This window comes from Streptomyces sp. NPDC050658 (assembly GCF_044457025.1).
GTDB lineage: Bacteria > Actinomycetota > Actinomycetes > Streptomycetales > Streptomycetaceae > Streptomyces.
The window spans coordinates 142,054-160,474 of sequence record NZ_JBITGM010000001.1 but is presented as its reverse complement, the minus strand read 5'-3'; the positions used below and the strand labels follow the sequence as shown (position 1 = coordinate 160,474).

Here is an 18,421-nt window from a genome sequence, read left to right as displayed (position 1 = left end):
TCGAGCCTACCGCTGTAAAGACGTGCATTTTTTCGAGTCATTCCAGACTGCCGGGATGCGTCCGGATCCGCCTGTTGAAAGGGATCCACGGTGTTCACCATGTGAAGTCGCAGCCGCTCAGATGGACTGTGTGAACGAGTGCCCGACCGCTCATCTGAACGGGTGCAGCACCACGATTCCGGGAGCTTCCCGGCCGACTCAACACGCCGTCCAACACGACCCCACCCCCGCGAAGGGCGAGGTATGGGCAACGTCTACAGTGGCGTGGTACGCGCGAGCCTTTACCGGATCTTCATGTCTGAACGTCCCGGCGGCTTGCTGGGAAGTCTCTGTCAGGGGTGTGCGTGACGGCCGTTGAATCCCGTCCAGCGGGAGCGATTGGGACGAGCTCTAGCCCAAGCCACCGGCCGTTCGGGGCCCGTGTCATGGCGTTCGTGGCGCTCACGAAGCCGCGGATCATCGAGCTCCTCCTGATCACCACTGTTCCGGTGATGTTCCTCGCCGAGCAGGGTGTGCCCGACCTGTGGCTCGTGCTGCTGACCTGCGTCGGCGGCTACCTGTCGGCGGGCGGAGCCAACGCGCTCAACATGTACATCGACCGCGACATCGACGCCCTGATGGACCGTACGTCGCAACGGCCGCTGGTCACCGGCATGGTGAGCCCCCGCGAGTGCCTGGTCTTCGGCATCTCGCTCGCGGTGATCTCCACGCTCCTGTTCGGCCTGACCGTCAACTGGCTGTCGGCCTGGCTCTCCCTGGGCGCACTGCTCTTCTACGTGGTCGTCTACACGATGATCCTGAAGCGCCGTACGTCGCAGAACATCGTCTGGGGCGGCATCGCCGGCTGTCTGCCGGTCCTCATCGGCTGGTCCTCGGTCACCAACTCCATGTCGTGGGCGCCGGTCATCCTCTTCATGGTCATGTTCTTCTGGACGCCGCCGCACTACTGGCCGCTGTCCATGAAGGTCAAGGACGACTACGCGCGCGTGGGCGTGCCGATGCTGCCGGTCATCGCCTCCAACAAGGTCGTGGCGAAGCAGATCGTGATCTACAGCTGGGTCATGGTCGCCGTGTCCCTGCTGCTCCAGCCGCTCGGCTACACCGGCTGGTTCTACACGGCCGTGGCCCTGCTCTCCGGCGGCTTCTGGCTCTGGGAGGCGCACGGCCTGCAGAACCGCGCCAAGGCCGAGGTCACCGGCGGCAAGCTCAAGGAGATGCGGCTCTTCCACTGGTCGATCACGTACGTCTCGCTGCTCTTCGTGGCGGTCGCGGTGGACCCCTTCCTGCGCTGATCCTGCGGAACTCCGCCGACGGGCGGGGCGCGTGGTGTTGAACGCCACGTGCCCCGCCCGTCGCCAGTTGATCTACCCGTCGGTAGCATCCTGCCCATGGCAGAGACGCAGCAGGTGGAGAGCAGCAAGCAGGCGGCGAAGGCCGAGCGCAAGGCGGCCAGGCTCGCCAAGGAGATCGGTACGTTCGCCAAGGCGCACGGCGGTGCCGAGGGCCAGGTCGCGTACATCGGGGAGCACGGCACCCGGATCGTCCTGGTCGGCGAGGACGGCGGCTGGGGCGACCTGGTGGCGCCCACCTACGCCATCGCGCAGAGCGCCGTGGAGAAGGCCGGCATCACCGTCCACGAGGACTTCGACGGCGAGTTCGCCGCCAAGGTGAAGACCGGGCCCTACGAGTGGTCGCGGATGGCGGGCATCCAGATCGGCGGCAAGCGCAACGGCTGACGGCCGCCGCGCGGAGACCTCCCGGGACGGGCACGGCACTTCCCGAGAACGGCCGAAAGCAACACCTGACGACCGGGTCACCCGTTAGGACCGTAGGAGCAAGGTCCGCCTACCGGGAGCCCGGATGATCGAAACGCCGTCTCTGGTGGACCAGTACTGCCATGGCGTGCTGCGTACGGAGCTGGGCCTCGGCACCTTCGAGGCCCACCTCGGCCGCGGCGAGGGCCCGCCCGCGCCCGGCACCACCTTCTTCGACACCCAGACCGGCTTCGCGGTGCGCCGCTGGTGCCCGCCGTTGCTCGGCCTCGAGCCGCACTGCCCGCCCGCCCGCTATCTCGCCCGCCGCCGTGAACTGGGCGTGCTGGAGGCGGGCCGGCGGCTGCTCAGGGGCAGCGGCATCACGACGTACCTCGTCGACACGGGACTGCCCGGCGATCTGACGGGACCCGGCGAGATGGCGTCCGCCGGTGCCGCCGAGGCCCATGAGATCGTCCGCCTGGAACTCCTCGCCGAGCAGGTCGCCGACACCTCGGGCACCGTCGACTCCTTCCTGGCCAATCTCGCCGAGTCCGTGCACGCCGCGGCCGCGGGCGCCGTCGCGTTCACCTCGCTCGCGGGGGTCCGGCACGGCCTCGCCCTGACCCCGGAACCGCCGGGCCCCGGCGAGGTGCGGGGCGCCGCGGGGCGCTGGCTCTCGGGGCGGCAGGTGGGCGGCGCGCTCGGCGATCCCGTGCTGCTGCGGCATCTGCTGTGGATCGCGGTCGCCTCGGGGCGCCCGCTGCAACTGCACGCGGGGGACGGCGATCCGCAGGCGTCGTTCGGCGGCTTCGCGCGGGCGACCGCGGGGCTCGGCACCGATCTGGTGCTGCTGCACGGCTACCCGTACCACCGGGGCGCCGCCCAGCTCGCGGGCGACTTCCCGCATGTGTACGCCGATCTGGGCCCCGCCCTGGTGCGCACCGGGGCCCGCGCGGCGGCCGTACTCGCGGAGATCCTGGAGCTGGCGCCGTTCGGCAAGGTGCTGTTCTCCAGCGGCGCGCACGGCCTTCCCGAGCTGCACGTGGTGGGCGCGCGGCTGTTCAAGGAGGCGCTGGGCAGGGTGCTCGGCGGCTGGGTCGCGGAGGGCGCCTGGTCGCTGGCGGACGCGCAGCGGGTGGCGGGTCTGGTCGCGGCGGACAACGCCCGCCGCGTGTACGGGCTCTAGCGGTCGCCCGGCCTCAGATGCGGGCTCTGGCGGTCGCCCGGCCTCAGACCGCGGAAAGGCGGGAGTCGTCGGCCTGCGCCGGGACCTCCACCGCGGTCAGCGGGCGCTCGCGCAGCGACAGCAGCACCCGCATCACGCCGATCCACACCAGGCACGAGCCGAACATGTGCAGGCCCACCAGGACCTCGGGCAGGTCCGTGAAGTACTGGACGTAGCCGATCGCGCCCTGGGCGAGCAGGATCAGGAACAGGTCGCGGGTGCGGTTCAGCGGGCCCTTGGGCGCGTCGACGGCCTTGAGGACGAACCACAGGGCGAACGTCAGGGTCACCACGATCCAGGCGAGGACCGCGTGCACCTTGCTGACCGTCTCCCAGTCGAAGCCCATCCGCGGCACCTCGCTGGAGTCGCCCGCGTGCGGACCCGATCCGGTGACGATCGTGCCGGCCGCGATCAGCAGCGCCGAAGCCGCGAGCAGGAACCACACCAGCTGCACCACGGCCTTGCCGACCAGCGGGCGCGGCTCGGCGTCGCCCTCGCGGGTGCGCTGCCACATCGTGACGGCGACCGCGATCAGACCGGTGGAGAGCAGGAAATGCGCCGCGACGGTCCACGGGTTCAGGCCGACGAGCACGACGATGCCGCCGAGCACTGCGTTGCCCATGACCAGCCAGAACTGGATCCAGCCGAGCCGGGTGAGGCTGCGCCGCATCGGCTTCTGCGAGCGGGCCGTGATGATCGCCCAGCCGACGGCCGCGCACAGCACGTACGTCAGCAGGCGGTTGCCGAACTCGATGAAGCCGTGGAAGCCCATCTCGCTGGTCGCGGTGAGCGACTCGTCGGTGCACTTGGGCCAGGTCGGGCAGCCGAGGCCGGAGCCGGTCAGGCGGACGGCGCCACCGGTGACCACGATGCAGACCGTCATCACGAGCGAGATCATGGCCGCGCGCCGGACGGTCCGCTGCTGCGGGGTCCAGCGTTCGGCGATGAAGGCGAGCGGGTTGCGCACGGCTTGAGCGGCGTCGGCTCGGGTCACGTTTGGCACGGGCCCCATCGTAGGGGGCCGCTTGTGCACGGCTTCACGAGGGGGACGTATGCGGTGCTTTTGTGACGCGGCTTACCCCGGCCGCTACTCCCAGCGGAAGAACTTCCCCGCCGTGCCGAGCCCGACGACCGACCACACCGCGAGGATCCCGAGGTCGCCCCACGGCATCCCCGCCCCGTGCTGGAGCACGTCCCGCAGGCCGTCCGAGAGCGCGGAGATCGGCAGCAGGCCGAGCACCGACTGGGCCGCGTCCGGGAACTTGTCGAGCGGGACGATGACACCGCCGCCGACGAGCAGGAGCAGGAAGACCAGGTTCGCCGCGGCGAGCGTCGCCTCCGCCTTCAGGGTGCCCGCCATCAGCAGCCCGAGCCCCGAGAAGGCGGCGGTGCCGAGGATCAGCAGGAGGAGTACGGCGAAGGGGTTGCCCTGCGGCGACCAGCCGAGCGCGAAGGCGATGGCCGTGAGCAGCACGATCTGCAGGACCTCGGTTACCAGGACCGAGAGGGTCTTGGCCGCCATCAGGCCCCAGCGGGGCAGCGGGGACGCGCCGAGCCGCTTGAGCACGCCGTAGCGCCGCTCGAAGCCCGTCGCGATGGCCTGCCCGGTGAACGCCGTCGACATCACGGCGAGCGCGAGGATGCCGGGGGCGAGGAAGTCCACGGCCTCGCCCTTGCCCGTGTCGACGATGTCGACCGCGCTGAACAGCACGAGCAGCAGGGTCGGGATCACGACCGTGAGGAGCAGCTGCTCGCCGTTGCGCAGCAGCATCTTCGTCTCGAGCGCGGCCTGCGCGGCGATCATGCGGGGGAGCGGGGCGGCGCCCGGCTTCGGTGTGTACGTACCGGCGGCGCTCATCCGCGCAGCTCCTTGCCTGTGAGCTCCAGGAAGACGTCTTCGAGGGTGTGGCGTTCCACCGCGATCTTCTCCGGCATCACGCCGTGCTGGGCGCACCAGGAGGTGACGGTGGCGAGCAGCTGGGGGTCGACCGTGCCGGTCACGCGGTAGGCGCCGGGGGTGAGTTCGGCGGCGGCGGAATCCGGCGGGAGTGCTTTCAGCAGGGAGCCGACGTCCAGTCCGGGGCGGCCGGTGAAGCGCAGGGTGTTCTCGGCGCCGCCCTTGCAGAGCTGCTCGGGGGTGCCCTCGGCGATGACCTTGCCCGCGTCGATGATCGCGACCTCGTCGGCGAGCTGTTCGGCCTCGTCCATGTGGTGCGTGGTGAGGATGACGCTGACGCCGTCGCGCCGCAGATCGCGTACGAGGTCCCAGGTGGCCCGGCGTGCCTGCGGGTCCAGGCCCGCGGTGGGCTCGTCCAGGAAGACCAGCTCGGGCCGCCCCACCACGGCCATCGCGAGCGCGAGGCGCTGCTGCTGGCCGCCGGAGAGGCGCCGGTAGGTGGTGCGCCCGCAGCTGTCGAGCCCGAGGCGTTCGATGAGCGCGTCCACGTCCAGCGGGTGGGCGTGCAGCTTGGCGACATGGCGCAGCATCTCGTCGGCGCGGGCTCCGGAGTAGACGCCTCCGGACTGGAGCATCACGCCGATGCGGGGGCGCAGGGCGGCGGCCTGCGTGACCGGGTCGAGGCCGAGGACGCGGACCGTGCCGCCGTCCGGCCTGCGGTAGCCCTCGCAGGTCTCGACGGTGGTGGTCTTCCCCGCGCCGTTCGGCCCCAGGACCGCGGTGACGGTGCCCGCACGGACCCGGAGGTCGAGGCCGTCCACCGCGGTCTTCTTGCCGTACCGCTTGACCAGGCCGGTGACCTGGACGACGGACTCAGTTCCCATGGCGGGAAGTCTAGAGAGGGAGGGAGAGGGTGCGGGCAGGGGGTGCGGCTCGTCTTGGGGGCGGGCGTCGCAGTGCTCTGGGCGTCGCGGTTCGGTTGTGGGGCGGGGCCGCGCCGGTATGTCCGTACTCGCCATCTCCTGCAAGCCCCTTTACTGCTTCGGCTCGGGAGGCCTGCGCACCGTGCTCCGTGCGGACATACCGACACGTCCCCTCGCGTCTCGTCGCGTGCCGCGGGTCGTGCCCCGAAGGGGCGCGGGGCTGTGACATTTGCGGCTCCGCCGCGGGGCGCGACCAGCCACAGCGTGGCCGCGGACGACTACGTTGTCGCTGGACTGCGTGGGGACCACGAGGGTGCCCTGCTCGCCGAGGGCGTCGAGCAGTGCCTGGACGACCGTGGTCTGTCCGCCGCTGACCCAGCCGAGCGTGGGGTCTCGCCGGGCCGTACGCCGAGCCCGCGGCGAGCGACGTCCTCGTACACAAAGGGCCGGTCGGAGGGGGTGTGGGCATGGTTGGAGAGTGTCCTCGGAGCCGCTTGCGCGTGCCACCGATTTGATCGATCAATGATCGTTTTCGCAGGTCAGCTTAGGTATGCCTAAGTGATGCAGCGCACCGGACCGTGATCCGGACGCGGGTTGTCAGGCTCTGAGGAATTACGCAACAATGGCGTTGTGAAAAACGTTGGCGAGGCTCCGCAGGAGGAACTCGCGGCTGGGGTGCGCTCGGATCGGTCTACGCGCAACCGGGTCGCGCGGTCCATCCTGGATCACGGTCCCTCGACGGTCGCCGACCTCGCGGGCCGCCTCCGCCTCACCCAGGCGGCGGTCCGCCGTCACCTCGACAGCCTGGTGCACGAGAACGTCGTCGAGCCCCGGGAGAAGCGGGTCTACGGAGCGCGTACCCGCGGCCGGCCCGCCAAGGTCTTCGCGCTGACCGACTGCGGCCGCGACGCCTTCGACCAGTCCTACGACAAGCTCGCCGCCGAAGCCCTGCGCTGGATCAGCGAGCGGCACGGCGAGGGAGCGGTCGTCGAATTCGCCCGCGAGCGGATCGCCACGGCGGCCGAGACCTACCGGAAGGCGATCGACGCGGCCCCCGCGGAGCAGCGCACCGAGGCTCTTGCGAAGGCGTTGACCGCCGACGGGTACGCTGCTACGGCGCGCAGCGCCCCCGTGGGAGAGCAGCTGTGCCAGCACCACTGCCCCGTCGCTCATGTCGCCGAGCAGTACCCGCAACTGTGCGAGGCGGAGACGGAGATCTTCTCCGTCCTGCTCGGAACGCATGTCCAGCGGCTCGCCACCATCGCCCACGGCGACGGCGTCTGCACGACGTTCATTCCTCGCAACACCCCACAGACCACACATAACGCATCTGCAAGCACGGCCGGGAGGAACCCCGCATGACTCTCCCCACGGAGACTGCCCACCCCGAACTCGAGGGTCTGGGTACGTACGAATACGGCTGGGCCGACTCCGACGCGGCTGGTGCCTCTGCCAAGCGCGGCATCAACGAGGACGTCGTCCGGGACATCTCGGCCAAGAAGTCCGAGCCGGAGTGGATGACCAAGCTGCGCCTCAAGGGCCTGCGCCTCTTCGACAAGAAGCCCATGCCGAACTGGGGCTCGGACCTGTCGGGCATCGACTTCGACAACATCAAGTACTTCGTGCGCTCCACGGAGAAGCAGGCGGAGTCCTGGGAGGACCTGCCCGAGGACATCAAGAACACGTACGACAAGCTCGGCATCCCCGAGGCGGAGAAGCAGCGCCTCGTCGCCGGTGTCGCGGCCCAGTACGAGTCCGAGGTCGTCTACCACCAGATCCGCGAGGACCTGGAGGAGCAGGGCGTCATCTTCCTGGACACCGACACGGCCCTGAAGGAGCACCCGGAGCTCTTCAAGGAGTACTTCGGGACCGTCATCCCCGTCGGTGACAACAAGTTCGCCTCGCTGAACAGCGCCGTGTGGTCGGGTGGGTCGTTCATCTACGTGCCGAAGGGCGTGCACGTCGAGATTCCGCTCCAGGCCTACTTCCGTATCAACACGGAGAACATGGGCCAGTTCGAGCGGACGCTGATCATCGTCGATGAAGATGCATACGTTCACTACGTCGAGGGCTGCACCGCGCCGATCTACAAGTCGGACTCGCTGCACTCCGCCGTCGTCGAGATCATCGTCAAGAAGGGCGGCCGCTGCCGCTACACGACGATCCAGAACTGGTCGAACAACGTCTACAACCTGGTCACCAAGCGCGCCGTGGCGTACGAGGGCGCGACCATGGAGTGGATCGACGGCAACATCGGTTCCAAGGTCACCATGAAGTACCCGGCCGTCTACCTCATGGGCGAGCACGCCAAGGGTGAGACCCTGTCGATCGCCTTCGCGGGCGAGGGGCAGCACCAGGACGCCGGCTCCAAGATGGTCCACATGGCGCCGAACACGTCCTCCAACATCGTCTCGAAGTCCGTGGCGCGTGGCGGCGGCCGTACGTCCTACCGCGGTCTCGTCGAGATCGGCGAAGGTGCCGCCGGATCGAAGTCGAACGTGCTGTGCGACGCGCTGCTCGTCGACACGATCTCGCGCTCGGACACCTACCCGTACGTCGACGTCCGCGAGGACGACGTCTCCATGGGTCACGAGGCCACCGTCTCCAAGGTCTCCGACGACCAGCTCTTCTACCTGATGAGCCGCGGCATGACCGAGTTCGAGGCCATGGCGATGATCGTCCGCGGCTTCGTCGAGCCGATCGCCAAGGAGCTGCCCATGGAGTACGCCCTGGAGCTGAACCGGCTGATCGAGCTGCAGATGGAGGGTTCGGTCGGTTAACACCGGCCGCGTCCCGGCCGGTCACCGCACCGGCCGGGCCCCCGTAGCAGCGACTGACTTCTTTACGCAGAGAGAGAGCACGACGACAGCCATGGCTGAGGCTCAGAACATCCCGGTGGGGTCCACCACCGCCGGATCGATCGCGGTGGCCGCCGAGTCCACCGTCGCGACCCGCATGAGCGCGCCCCCGTCCTACGACGTGGCGGACTTCCCGGTGCCGCACGGCCGCGAGGAGGAGTGGCGGTTCACGCCGCTGGAGCGCCTGCGCGGGCTGCACGACGGGACGGCGGTCGCGAGCGGCGGCATCCGCGTCGAGGTGACCGCGCCCGAGGGCGTCACCCAGGAGACCGTCGGCCGTGACGACGCGCGCGTCGGCAAGGCGGGCAAGCCCGTCGACCGCATCGCCGCGCAGGCGTACACGTCCTTCGAGAAGGCCTCGGTGGTGACCGTCCCCAAGGAGACGGTGCTCACCGAGCCCATCCGGATCGCCGTGCACGGCGAGGGCGGCACCGCCTTCGCGCACCAGGTCATCGAGGTCGGCGCGTTCGCCGAGGCCCTCGTCGTCATCGACCACACCGGTGACGCCGTGCTCGCCGCCAACGTCGACTTCGTCGTCGGCGACGGCGCCAAGCTGACCGTCGTCTCCGTCCAGGACTGGGACGACAAGGCCGTGCACGTCGCGCAGCACAACGCGCTGCTCGGCCGGGACGCCTCCTTCAAGTCGGTCGTCGTGACCTTCGGCGGCGACGTGGTCCGGCTGCACCCGCGCGTCGAGTACGCGGGCACGGGCGGCGAGGCCGAGCTCCTCGGTCTGTACGTCACCGACGCCGGCCAGCACCAGGAGCACCGCCTCCTGGTCGACCACAACACCCCGCACTGCAAGTCGAACGTCGTCTACAAGGGCGCGCTCCAGGGCGACGACGCCCACGCGGTGTGGATCGGCGACGTCCTCATCGAGGCCGCGGCCGAGGGCACGGACACGTACGAGATGAACCGCAACCTGGTTCTGACCGACGGCGCCCGAGTCGACTCCGTGCCGAACCTGGAGATCGAGACCGGCGAGATCGTCGGCGCGGGCCACGCCTCGGCGACCGGCCGCTTCGACGACGAGCAGCTCTTCTACCTGCAGTCGCGCGGCATCCCGGAGGACGAGGCCCGTCGCCTGGTCGTCCGCGGCTTCTTCGCCGAGCTGATCCAGCAGATCGGCATCCCGGATGTCGAGGAGCGCCTCATCGCCAAGATCGAAGAGGAGCTGGAGGCGACGGTCGCATGACCTTCGTACGCGCCTGTGGGCTGAGCGAGCTGTCGGAGGACACCCCGAAGCGGGTGGAACTCGACGGCACGCCGGTCTCGGTCGTCCACACCGAGGGCGAGGTGTTCGCGATCCACGACATCTGCTCGCACGCGAACGTCTCCCTCTCCGAGGGAGAGGTGGAGGACTGTCAGATCGAGTGCTGGCTGCACGGCTCCGCGTTCGACCTCCGCACCGGCAAGCCGTCCGGCCTTCCCGCGACGCGCCCCGTCCCCGTATACCCCGTAAAGATCGAAGGGGACGATGTGCTCGTCTCCCTCACCCAGGAGTCCTGAGGCACATGGCAACGCTTGAAATCCGCGACCTGCACGTCACCGTCGAGGTCGACAACGGCACCAAGGAAATCCTCAAGGGTGTCGACCTGACCGTGAAGCAGGGCGAGACCCACGCCATCATGGGCCCGAACGGCTCCGGCAAGTCGACCCTCGCGTACTCGATCGCGGGTCACCCCAAGTACACGATCACGCAGGGCACCGTCACCCTCGACGGCGAGGACGTCCTGGAGATGTCCGTCGACGAGCGCGCCCGCGCCGGCATGTTCCTGGCCATGCAGTACCCGGTCGAGGTCCCCGGCGTCTCGGTCTCCAACTTCCTGCGCACGTCGGCCACCGCGATCCGCGGCGAGGCCCCCAAGCTGCGCACCTGGGTGAAGGAGGTCAAGTCCGCGATGGAGCAGCTCCAGATGGACCCGGCCTTCGCCGAGCGCAACGTGAACGAGGGCTTCTCCGGCGGTGAGAAGAAGCGCCACGAGATCCTCCAGATGGAGCTCCTCAAGCCGAAGATCGCGATCCTCGACGAGACGGACTCCGGTCTGGACGTCGACGCCCTGCGTCAGGTCTCCGACGGCGTCAACCGTGTCCGTGACACGGGCGAGGTCGGCACCCTGCTGATCACGCACTACACGCGCATCCTGCGCTACATCAAGCCCGACTTCGTGCACGTCTTCGCGAACGGCCGCATCGCCGAGTCCGGCGGCGCGGAGCTCGCCGACAAGCTCGAGGCCGAGGGCTACGAGGCTTACACGAAGGGTGGCGTATCCGCGTGACACAGCTGCCGGGCCTCCTCGACACCGAGGCGATCCGCAAGGACTTCCCGATCCTGGATCGCACGATCCACGACGGCAAGAAGCTCGTGTACCTGGACAACGCGGCGACCTCCCAGACGCCGCGCCAGGTGCTCGACGTACTCAACGAGTACTACGAGAAGCACAACGCCAATGTCCACCGCGGCGTGCATGTCCTCGCGGAGGAGGCCACGGCGCTGTACGAGGGCGCGCGTGACAAGGTCGCGGCGTTCATCAACGCGCCGAGCCGCGACGAGGTGATCTTCACCAAGAACGCCTCGGAGTCGCTCAACCTCGTCGCGAACATGCTCGGCTGGGCCGACGAGCCCTACCGCGTGGACCACGAGACCGAGATCGTCATCACGGAGATGGAGCACCACTCCAACATCGTGCCGTGGCAGCTGCTCTCGCAGCGCACGGGCGCGAAGCTGAAGTGGTTCGGCCTGACCGACGACGGCCGGCTCGACCTCTCCAACATCGACGAGGTCATCACGGAGAAGACGAAGATCGTCTCCTTCGTGCTCGTGTCGAACATCCTGGGCACGCTCAACCCGGTCGAGGCCATCGTGCGCCGCGCCCAGGAAGTCGGCGCGCTCGTCCTGATCGACGCCTCGCAGGCCGCCCCGCACATGGTGCTCGACGTGCAGGCGCTGCAGGCTGACTTCGTGGCCTTCACCGGCCACAAGATGCTGGGCCCGACGGGCATCGGCGTCCTGTGGGGACGGCAGGAGCTCCTCGAAGATCTCCCGCCCTTCCTCGGTGGCGGCGAGATGATCGAGACGGTGTCGATGCACTCGTCGACGTACGCTCCCGCGCCGCACAAGTTCGAGGCGGGTACGCCCCCGGTCTCCCAGGCCGTCGGCCTGGGCGCGGCCGTGGACTACCTGTCCGCGATCGGCATGGACAAGATCGCCGCTCATGAGCACGCGATCACCGAGTACGCGGTCAAGCGCCTCCTTGAGGTCCCCGACCTCAAGATCATCGGCCCGGCATCGGCCGAGGACCGCGGCGCCGCGATCTCCTTCACGCTCGGCGACATCCACCCGCACGACGTGGGCCAGGTCCTGGACGAGGAAGGCATCGCGGTCCGCGTGGGTCACCACTGCGCCCGCCCCGTCTGCCTCCGCTACGGAATTCCTGCGACCACGCGAGCGTCGTTCTATCTGTACTCCACGCCCGGCGAGATCGACGCGCTGATCGACGGCCTGGAGCACGTACGGAACTTCTTCGGCTGAGGGGCTGGCTGGGAACGTGAAGCTGGATTCGATGTACCAGGAAGTCATCCTGGACCACTACAAGCACCCGCACGGGCGCGGTCTGCGTGATGGCGACGCCGAGGTGCACCACGTCAACCCGACGTGCGGCGACGAGATCACGCTGCGCGTCAAGTACGACGGTTCGACGATCGCCGACGTGTCGTACGAGGGCCAGGGCTGCTCCATCAGCCAGGCCAGCGCGTCCGTCCTGAACGATCTGCTCGTCGGCAAGGAGCTCGCCGAGGCGCAGAAGATCCAGGCCGTGTTCCTGGAGCTGATGCAGTCCAAGGGCAAGCTGGAGCCCGACGACGCGATGGAGGAGGTCCTGGAGGACGCGGTCGCGTTCGCCGGGGTCTCGAAGTACCCGGCGCGGGTCAAGTGTGCTCTGCTGAGCTGGATGGCGTGGAAGGACGCGACGGCCCAGGCGCTCGAGGGCGCCGAGGCCGGGATCGCTGAGAGGAAGACCGCATGAGCGAGAACGAGACGCTGACGAAGCCGGCCTCCGAGGAAGAGGTCCGCGAGGCGCTGTACGACGTCGTCGACCCCGAGCTGGGCATCGACGTCGTCAACCTGGGCCTGATCTACGGCATCCACATCGACGACGCGAACATCGCGACGATCGACATGACGCTCACCTCGGCGGCCTGCCCGCTGACGGACGTCATCGAGGACCAGGCGAAGTCCGCCACCGACGGCATCGTGAACGAGCTGCGGATCAACTGGGTCTGGATGCCGCCGTGGGGCCCGGACAAGATCACGGACGATGGCCGCGAGCAGCTTCGGGCGCTTGGGTTCAACGTCTGAGACAGGACCTCAGGGTCTGAGACAGGACCGCTGATTCGGCCCCCCGCACCTTGGGTGCGGGGGGCCGAACTGTGTTTACGGGACCGGATCCTGGACCGGCTCCTGGACTGCCGACGCCTCCGTCAGCGTCTGCGCCAGCCCCTCCTTGCGGATGCGGCGGTCGATGTACAGGAGGGCCGTCACCAGGGGCAGGAACACCGTGGCGGCCAGCTGGGTGAGGAAGCTGGCGAGCAGGCCGAGGACGGCGTACAGGCCGAACTGGGAGCGCAGTTGGTCGAGGAGGTAGGCCGACGCGGGGTCGTCCGGGTCGACCGGGGGCGGGGTCGGGGCGGCGAACTGCAGGGGGAGGCGCAGGGCCAGGGAGACGCCCACCACGATGAGGCCCGCGAGCAGTGAGATGCCGAACGTGCGCCACCAGGCGCCGCGCACCAGGCGCACGGAGCGCCGCAACGCCGTGAAGGGGCCCGCCGTCTCCAGGACCGCCGCCGCAGGGGCGAAGGCGAACAGGACGTACAGCCAGGCCGCGAGCGGGATCGTCAGCAGGAACAGCGGGAAGACCAGGCCGATCGGGATGAGCGACTGGGTCATCATCAGGAAGACGACGGAGAAGAGGACCAGCGCGAACCCGGCCATCGGCAGCATCAGAATGAGCGAGAGCAGCAGGGTCACGGCCAGCACGGACGGCGTCCGTGACCACGCCCTGCGCCAGACCGCGCCGAATCTCGCCGGGCGGCCGAGGACCGCCTCGTGCAGCGTGGCGGCGCACGAGGCCTGGACGAACGAGTTGACGACCAGCGTGGCGAGCATGAACAGCAGCCACGCCAGGCCGAACGCGACGAGGATCGGCCTGGCGTCGTCCCAGGTGAAGTCCGCGTCCGCTTCGTAGATGGCGCTGACGTGTTCCCGGGTCGCGACGTAGGCGACCCCGAGACCGGCCACGACGACTACGGCGAGCAGGCCGTAGGCCGCCGCTGCGGTGCCGAACAGCGGCTTGGCGTAGCGCCGCATCGTCGCGAACGCGCCGCCGATGACGTGGTTGGCGCCGAGCGGGGCCAGGGGTATGACGCCCGGCTTCGGCGGCGGGGGCGGCGGCACCCAGCCGCTGCCGTTCCAGCCCCAGCCGGGGGGTGCGCCGTACGGCGCACCATACGGTCCGGGCGGCCCGCCGTAAGGTCCCTGTGGTCCCTGTGGTCCCTGAGGTCCCCACCCCGATGTGTCCGACATCGCTCTTGTGCTCCGTAGTGTCGTGCGGATTCTGCCGAGTGTTCTCTGTGGCCCCCCACAGTGATTGCGCCACCTTAACCGGTTTTCTCCCCTCCGCTTCCGGTTGTTGCGTACGCCCGTACACAACGTTATGTACACTCGTACGCATGGGATACGGACTGCTGGCCGCGGCGATCGCGGCGGAGGTGGCCGGGACGACGGCCATGAAGTACAGCGAGGGGTTCAGCAGGCTCTGGCCCTCGCTGATCACCGTCGCCGGATATCTGGTCGCCTTCACGCTGCTCGCGCAGACGCTGAAGACGCTGTCCGTGGGCACCGCCTACGCGATCTGGGCGGGGGCAGGGACCGCCGCCGTCGCCGCCATCGGCATGCTGTTCCTGGGGGAGTCGACCAGTCTGGTGAAGGTCGCGGGGATCGGCCTCGTGATCGCCGGAGTCGTCGTGCTCAACCTCGGCGGTGCGCACTGATGGCTCGTCGGTACGATCCCGAGCGGCGCCAGCGGATCATCGACGCCGCGATCCGGGTGGTGGGCGAGAAGGGCATCGGGGCGCTCAGCCATCGGTCGGCGGCGGCCGAGGCCGATGTGCCGCTCGGGTCGACGACGTACCACTTCAAGACACTCGACGAGCTGCTGCTCGCCGCGCTGCGGCAGGCCAACGAGGGCTTCGCGAAAGTCGTCGCGAGCCGGGGCGCCTTCCAGGACCCGCGCGTCGACCTCGCCGGCGAGATCGCCGAGATCCTCGCACTGTGGCTAGGCCAGGAGCGTACGGCCGTCGAGCTTGAGTACGAGCTGTATCTGGCGGCCCTGCGCAGGCCCGCGCTGCGGCCGGTGGCCGCCTGCTGGTGCGACGAGCTGGCCGGGGTCTTCGCCGAGCGCACCGACCCGGCCACCGCGCGGGCGCTGGTCGCGCTGATGGACGGGATCTGTCTGCAGGTGCTGCTGACGGACGGGGTCTATGACAAGGCGTACGCCCGTGAAATGTTCAACCGGCTGCTTCCGGCATCCTCAACCGGGTGACCCGGCAAGGCGATTGACCGCCGCCAGCGCCGCCTCGACGCTCGCCGTCACGTCCGTGACCGGATACTGCACGTCCCGTACGACCCGCTCCCGGTCCACCACCAGGGTCAGCCGCTTCAGGCGGCTCACCCCCGCCGTGCGGAACGTCGGCAGGCGCAGTGCCGCCGTCAGGTTCAGCTCCGCGTCCGAGAGGAGCGGGAAGCGGATCCGCTCCTTCTCGGCGAACGCCCTTTGTTCGTCCGGGCGTTGGGTCGATACGCCGTGGACGCTCGCGCCCGCCGCGGTGAACTCCGTGAGCTGATCGCGGTAGGTGCAGGACTCCAGGGTGCAGCCGCGCGCGCCCGGGATCCCGGCCCAGCCGGGCGGGTAGGCGTCCGGGCGGGCGTACGCGCCGGGGAAGCAGTACAGGACGGTGTACGGGGTGGACTCGGCCACTGGGTCCCGCAACTCCCCGTCGTGGGCGAGGAGTTGAAGCTCCGGGAGTCTCGTCCCGAGCAGCTCGTGCACGCGCTGTGCCTCCACGGAGGCCTCCGCCGCGGTCGCCATCGTCTCTCCCTCTCCCAGTACCCAGGTGTCGCCCCAGTCCTGCAGTGCGACCAGGACCGGCAGCAGGGCGCGGCCGCGCGGCGTCAGTCGGTACTCGTGGCGCGGCGGGCGGTCCTGGTACGGGACGCGTTCCAGTACGCCCGCGTCCACCAGGAGCCGCAGCCGCTCGGTCAGCACCTTGCGGGAGACGCCCAGTTCGCGCTGCAGCTCGTCGAAGCGGTGCAGGCCGCGGGCCGTGTCGCGCACGATCAGGAGGGTCCACCAGTCGCCCACCACGTCCAGGGCCTGCGCGATGGCGCAGTGGTCGTCGTCGAGTCGGGTCCGTTGCGCCATGCCCCTCATGCTGACATAGTCCGTTCCCAAAAGGAACTGACTCAGGGGGCGGGCAGAGTGGGGGCGCTGCGTGACGTACCGAGGACCGTGTGGCTGCTGGCCGCGGGCGGGTTCTGCAACATGGTCGTGGCCTTCACCTTCGTCTATTTCTTTGTCTACCTGACGGACGGGCGCGGCCTCTCCGTCGCCCAGGCGGGGCTGATCAGCGGCATCGGCGGGGCGGGCCAGGTCGCGGGCAACTTCACCGGCGGCTGGTTCGGCGACCGGTACGGCCACCGGCGCGTCCTGCTCATCGGCTCGCTCGTCAGCGGAGTCGCGGTGCTCGCGCTGCCCGTCCTGCCGGTCGCGCTGCTGTACGTCGTGCCGGTACTCGGTCAGTACGCGGGGGGCTGCGTGCGCGCGGCCAACGGGGCGCTCGTCGCCGTGAGCGTGCCCGAGGGCGAGCGGCGGCAGGCTTTCGCCGTGATGCGGTTCGCGGGCAACGCGGGCTTCACCGTCGGGCCCCCGCTGGGCGCCCTGCTGATCGCCCACGCCTCCTACGGCTGGCTCTTCGTCGTCGACGGTCTCGGCACCCTCGCCTTCGCCGCGTACGCCTGGCGGGTGCTGCCCGCGCACGGCGCGGTGCGCGGAAAGGCGGCCGAGCCGGGCCCCGGCGTCTTCGCCGCGCTGCGGCAGCGCCCCACCGTCCTCATCCTGCTCGGCGCCATCCTCGTCACCGACCTCGTCTACCGCCAGCAGTACTCGACCCTCCCCGTCGACCTCGACCGGCACGGCCTCGACACCGGCGTCTACGGCTGGCTCCTCGCGATCAACGGCGGCGTCATCCTGCTCCTCGAACTCCCCGCCACCCTCGCCCTGCGGGGCCGCGCACCCCTGCGGATCATCGGCACCGGGCTGCTGCTCGTCGGCGCCGGATACGGCGCGCTCGCCCTCGGCACCGGTCTCGCGACGGCCGTCATCCTGATGCTGCTGCTCACCGCGGGCGAGATCCTCTACAAGACCCCGGCCACCGCGTACGTCGCCGACCACGCGCCCGCCCAGGTGCAGGGCCGCTTCCAGAGCCTGTACTCGGGTGTCTCGGTGAGCGGCGTCGTGCTCTCCGCGCCGCTCGGCGGCGCCCTCTACACCGTGGCGCCGGGGCTGCTCTGGCCGCTGTGCGCGGGGCTCGCGGCGGTGGCGGGCGGCGTCGTGCTGGCCGCCGGGAGACGGGCCGCGACCGCCCCGCGGCCCGTGACCGGCTCGGCCACTGAGACCGGTTCGCCCGCGCGGCGCCCCGCCGGTTAGGTTTTCCCCATGACCGACACGAACGCTTCCCGCACCACCGGCGCCGTCGCCGCAGGCCTTGCCACCGTCACCGCCGACGGCACCGTCCTCGACACCTGGTTCCCCGCCCCCGAGCTCACCGCCGAGCCGGGCCCCGCGGGCACCGAGCGGCTGACCGCCGAGCGCGCCGTCGAACTGCTCGGCGAGGGCGCCGCCAAGGCCATCGGCCGCGACGACCGCCGTGGCGTGGAGATCATCGCCGTACGTACGGTCATCGCTTCCCTCGACGAGAAGCCGCTGGACGCCCACGACGCCTACCTGCGTCTGCACCTTCTCTCGCACCGCCTGGTCAAGCCGCACGGCCAGAGCCTGGACGGCGTCTTCGGCCTCCTCGCCAACGTCGCCTGGACCTCGCTCGGCCCGGTCGCCGTGGACGACGTGGAGAAGGTCCGCCTCAACGCCCGCGCCGAGGGCCTGCACCTCGCCGTGACCTCGATCGACAAGTTCCCGCGCATGACGGACTACGTCGCCCCGAAGGGCGTCCGCATCGCCGACGCCGACCGCGTCCGCCTCGGCGCGCACCTCGCCGAGGGCACCACGGTCATGCACGAGGGCTTCGTGAACTTCAACGCCGGCACGCTCGGCACCTCGATGGTCGAGGGCCGCATCTCCGCCGGCGTCGTCGTCGGCGACGGCTCGGACATCGGCGGCGGCGCCTCCACCATGGGCACCCTCTCCGGCGGCGGCAACGTCCGCATCGTCATCGGCGAGCGCTGCCTGGTGGGCGCGGAGGCGGGCGTCGGCATCGCGCTCGGCGACGAGTGCGTCGTCGAGGCGGGCCTCTACGTCACCGCCGGTACGCGCGTCACCATGCCCGACGGCCAGATCGTCAAGGCCCGCGAACTCTCCGGCGCCTCGAACATCCTCTTCCGCCGCAACTCGGTCTCCGGCGCGGTGGAGGCCCGCCCGAACAACGCGGTGTGGGGCGGGCTGAACGAGGTCCTGCACAGCCACAACTGACGC

Annotated in this window: 21 protein-coding genes; 15 read left to right on the top strand and 6 right to left on the bottom strand. The window is 69.8% G+C overall.

What is annotated here, in order from left to right:
• Positions 1-338 precede the first annotated feature (338 nt).
• The 3 genes from ACIBKX_RS00820 (at position 339) to ACIBKX_RS00810 (ending at position 2,940) form a co-directional block, all read left to right on the top strand.
• The gene (locus ACIBKX_RS00820) at positions 339-1,292 is read left to right on the top strand and encodes a heme o synthase (protein ID WP_363277370.1); all 954 of its coding nucleotides are present in this window, start codon (positions 339-341) and stop codon (positions 1,290-1,292) included.
• Between the two features lie 96 nt (positions 1,293-1,388).
• Positions 1,389-1,736: a hypothetical protein gene (locus ACIBKX_RS00815; RefSeq protein WP_363277369.1), complete on the top strand. Its 348-nt coding sequence runs from the start codon at positions 1,389-1,391 to the stop codon at positions 1,734-1,736.
• Positions 1,737-1,860: 124 nt separating this feature from the next.
• The gene (locus tag ACIBKX_RS00810) at positions 1,861-2,940 is read left to right on the top strand and encodes an amidohydrolase (protein WP_363277368.1); all 1,080 of its coding nucleotides are present in this window, start codon (positions 1,861-1,863) and stop codon (positions 2,938-2,940) included.
• 43 nt (positions 2,941-2,983) lie between these two features.
• Here the strand turns inward: ACIBKX_RS00810 and ACIBKX_RS00805 are convergent, their stop codons facing one another.
• The 4 genes from ACIBKX_RS00805 to ACIBKX_RS00790 form a co-directional block, all read right to left on the bottom strand.
• Complete coding sequence (locus tag ACIBKX_RS00805) at positions 2,984-3,991, bottom strand: COX15/CtaA family protein (RefSeq protein ID WP_363277367.1); 1,008 nt, start codon at positions 3,989-3,991, stop codon at positions 2,984-2,986.
• A gap of 75 nt (positions 3,992-4,066) precedes the next feature.
• On the bottom strand, positions 4,067-4,837 hold the full coding sequence (locus ACIBKX_RS00800) for an ABC transporter permease (protein ID WP_363277366.1): 771 nt from the start codon (positions 4,835-4,837) through the stop codon (positions 4,067-4,069).
• Positions 4,834-5,760 (bottom strand): ABC transporter ATP-binding protein, encoded by a 927-nt coding sequence (locus ACIBKX_RS00795; protein ID WP_363277365.1) that lies wholly within the window; start codon positions 5,758-5,760, stop codon positions 4,834-4,836. Before ACIBKX_RS00795 ends, ACIBKX_RS00800 begins: the two co-directional genes overlap by 4 nt.
• Before the next feature lie 150 nt (positions 5,761-5,910).
• The gene (locus ACIBKX_RS00790; RefSeq protein WP_399375549.1) at positions 5,911-6,306 is read right to left on the bottom strand and encodes an AAC(3) family N-acetyltransferase; all 396 of its coding nucleotides are present in this window, start codon (positions 6,304-6,306) and stop codon (positions 5,911-5,913) included.
• Between the two features lie 123 nt (positions 6,307-6,429).
• On the opposite strand from ACIBKX_RS00790, the gene ACIBKX_RS00785 reads away from it, so the two are divergent.
• From ACIBKX_RS00785 to ACIBKX_RS00750, 8 genes are all read left to right on the top strand, one after another.
• Entirely contained in the window at positions 6,430-7,161 is a 732-nt protein-coding gene (locus ACIBKX_RS00785; RefSeq protein ID WP_363277364.1) for a metalloregulator ArsR/SmtB family transcription factor, read from the top strand.
• Positions 7,158-8,579: a Fe-S cluster assembly protein SufB gene (gene sufB, locus ACIBKX_RS00780; protein WP_363277363.1), complete on the top strand. Its 1,422-nt coding sequence runs from the start codon at positions 7,158-7,160 to the stop codon at positions 8,577-8,579. The genes ACIBKX_RS00785 and sufB overlap by 4 nt, the downstream gene beginning before the upstream one ends.
• Positions 8,580-8,670: 91 nt before the next feature.
• The gene (gene sufD / locus ACIBKX_RS00775; RefSeq protein WP_363277361.1) at positions 8,671-9,852 is read left to right on the top strand and encodes a Fe-S cluster assembly protein SufD; all 1,182 of its coding nucleotides are present in this window, start codon (positions 8,671-8,673) and stop codon (positions 9,850-9,852) included.
• The gene (locus ACIBKX_RS00770; RefSeq protein WP_363277360.1) at positions 9,849-10,166 is read left to right on the top strand and encodes a bifunctional 3-phenylpropionate/cinnamic acid dioxygenase ferredoxin subunit; all 318 of its coding nucleotides are present in this window, start codon (positions 9,849-9,851) and stop codon (positions 10,164-10,166) included. The genes sufD and ACIBKX_RS00770 overlap by 4 nt, the downstream gene beginning before the upstream one ends.
• 5 nt (positions 10,167-10,171) lie before the next feature.
• A complete protein-coding gene (sufC, locus tag ACIBKX_RS00765; protein WP_363277359.1) occupies positions 10,172-10,936 on the top strand; it encodes a Fe-S cluster assembly ATPase SufC in 765 nt (254 codons plus the stop codon).
• On the top strand, positions 10,933-12,189 hold the full coding sequence (locus ACIBKX_RS00760; RefSeq protein WP_363277358.1) for a cysteine desulfurase: 1,257 nt from the start codon (positions 10,933-10,935) through the stop codon (positions 12,187-12,189). The genes sufC and ACIBKX_RS00760 overlap by 4 nt, the downstream gene beginning before the upstream one ends.
• 16 nt (positions 12,190-12,205) lie before the next feature.
• Positions 12,206-12,682: a Fe-S cluster assembly sulfur transfer protein SufU gene (gene sufU / locus ACIBKX_RS00755; RefSeq protein ID WP_363277357.1), complete on the top strand. Its 477-nt coding sequence runs from the start codon at positions 12,206-12,208 to the stop codon at positions 12,680-12,682.
• Complete coding sequence (locus ACIBKX_RS00750) at positions 12,679-13,014, top strand: metal-sulfur cluster assembly factor (RefSeq protein ID WP_135329414.1); 336 nt, start codon at positions 12,679-12,681, stop codon at positions 13,012-13,014. The genes sufU and ACIBKX_RS00750 overlap by 4 nt, the downstream gene beginning before the upstream one ends.
• Before the next feature lie 75 nt (positions 13,015-13,089).
• Here the strand turns inward: ACIBKX_RS00750 and ACIBKX_RS00745 are convergent, their stop codons facing one another.
• Positions 13,090-14,109, bottom strand: a complete 1,020-nt coding sequence (locus ACIBKX_RS00745; RefSeq protein WP_363277356.1) for a hypothetical protein — start codon at positions 14,107-14,109, stop codon at positions 13,090-13,092.
• A gap of 275 nt (positions 14,110-14,384) precedes the next feature.
• Here ACIBKX_RS00745 and ACIBKX_RS00740 point away from each other — a divergent pair, with 275 nt between their 5' ends.
• The gene (locus ACIBKX_RS00740) at positions 14,385-14,705 is read left to right on the top strand and encodes a multidrug efflux SMR transporter (RefSeq protein ID WP_363277355.1); all 321 of its coding nucleotides are present in this window, start codon (positions 14,385-14,387) and stop codon (positions 14,703-14,705) included.
• The gene (locus ACIBKX_RS00735) at positions 14,705-15,256 is read left to right on the top strand and encodes a TetR family transcriptional regulator (protein ID WP_363277354.1); all 552 of its coding nucleotides are present in this window, start codon (positions 14,705-14,707) and stop codon (positions 15,254-15,256) included. Before ACIBKX_RS00740 ends, ACIBKX_RS00735 begins: the two co-directional genes overlap by 1 nt.
• Here ACIBKX_RS00735 and ACIBKX_RS00730 read toward each other — a convergent pair.
• Positions 15,245-16,135: a winged helix-turn-helix transcriptional regulator gene (locus ACIBKX_RS00730; protein ID WP_363277353.1), complete on the bottom strand. Its 891-nt coding sequence runs from the start codon at positions 16,133-16,135 to the stop codon at positions 15,245-15,247. The genes ACIBKX_RS00735 and ACIBKX_RS00730 overlap by 12 nt on opposite strands.
• A gap of 57 nt (positions 16,136-16,192) precedes the next feature.
• Here ACIBKX_RS00730 and ACIBKX_RS00725 point away from each other — a divergent pair, with 57 nt between their 5' ends.
• Together ACIBKX_RS00725 and dapD are read left to right on the top strand one after the other, a co-directional pair.
• Positions 16,193-17,419 (top strand): MFS transporter, encoded by a 1,227-nt coding sequence (locus tag ACIBKX_RS00725; protein ID WP_363277352.1) that lies wholly within the window; start codon positions 16,193-16,195, stop codon positions 17,417-17,419.
• A gap of 9 nt (positions 17,420-17,428) precedes the next feature.
• Positions 17,429-18,418: a 2,3,4,5-tetrahydropyridine-2,6-dicarboxylate N-succinyltransferase gene (gene dapD, locus ACIBKX_RS00720; protein ID WP_363277351.1), complete on the top strand. Its 990-nt coding sequence runs from the start codon at positions 17,429-17,431 to the stop codon at positions 18,416-18,418.
• Positions 18,419-18,421 lie beyond the last annotated feature (3 nt).

Coding starts and splice junctions, on each gene's coding strand:
- ACIBKX_RS00815 (WP_363277369.1), top strand. CDS start 1,389: ATGGCAGAGACGCAGCAGGTGGAGAGCAGCAAGCAGGCGGCGAAGGCC.
- ACIBKX_RS00810 (WP_363277368.1), top strand. CDS start 1,861: ATGATCGAAACGCCGTCTCTGGTGGACCAGTACTGCCATGGCGTGCTG.
- ACIBKX_RS00805 (WP_363277367.1), bottom strand. CDS start 3,991: ATGGGGCCCGTGCCAAACGTGACCCGAGCCGACGCCGCTCAAGCCGTG.
- ACIBKX_RS00800 (WP_363277366.1), bottom strand. CDS start 4,837: ATGAGCGCCGCCGGTACGTACACACCGAAGCCGGGCGCCGCCCCGCTC.
- ACIBKX_RS00795 (WP_363277365.1), bottom strand. CDS start 5,760: ATGGGAACTGAGTCCGTCGTCCAGGTCACCGGCCTGGTCAAGCGGTAC.
- sufB (WP_363277363.1), top strand. CDS start 7,158: ATGACTCTCCCCACGGAGACTGCCCACCCCGAACTCGAGGGTCTGGGT.
- sufD (WP_363277361.1), top strand. CDS start 8,671: ATGGCTGAGGCTCAGAACATCCCGGTGGGGTCCACCACCGCCGGATCG.
- ACIBKX_RS00770 (WP_363277360.1), top strand. CDS start 9,849: ATGACCTTCGTACGCGCCTGTGGGCTGAGCGAGCTGTCGGAGGACACC.
- sufC (WP_363277359.1), top strand. CDS start 10,172: ATGGCAACGCTTGAAATCCGCGACCTGCACGTCACCGTCGAGGTCGAC.
- ACIBKX_RS00750 (WP_135329414.1), top strand. CDS start 12,679: ATGAGCGAGAACGAGACGCTGACGAAGCCGGCCTCCGAGGAAGAGGTC.
- ACIBKX_RS00740 (WP_363277355.1), top strand. CDS start 14,385: ATGGGATACGGACTGCTGGCCGCGGCGATCGCGGCGGAGGTGGCCGGG.
- ACIBKX_RS00735 (WP_363277354.1), top strand. CDS start 14,705: ATGGCTCGTCGGTACGATCCCGAGCGGCGCCAGCGGATCATCGACGCC.
- ACIBKX_RS00730 (WP_363277353.1), bottom strand. CDS start 16,135: ATGGCGCAACGGACCCGACTCGACGACGACCACTGCGCCATCGCGCAG.
- dapD (WP_363277351.1), top strand. CDS start 17,429: ATGACCGACACGAACGCTTCCCGCACCACCGGCGCCGTCGCCGCAGGC.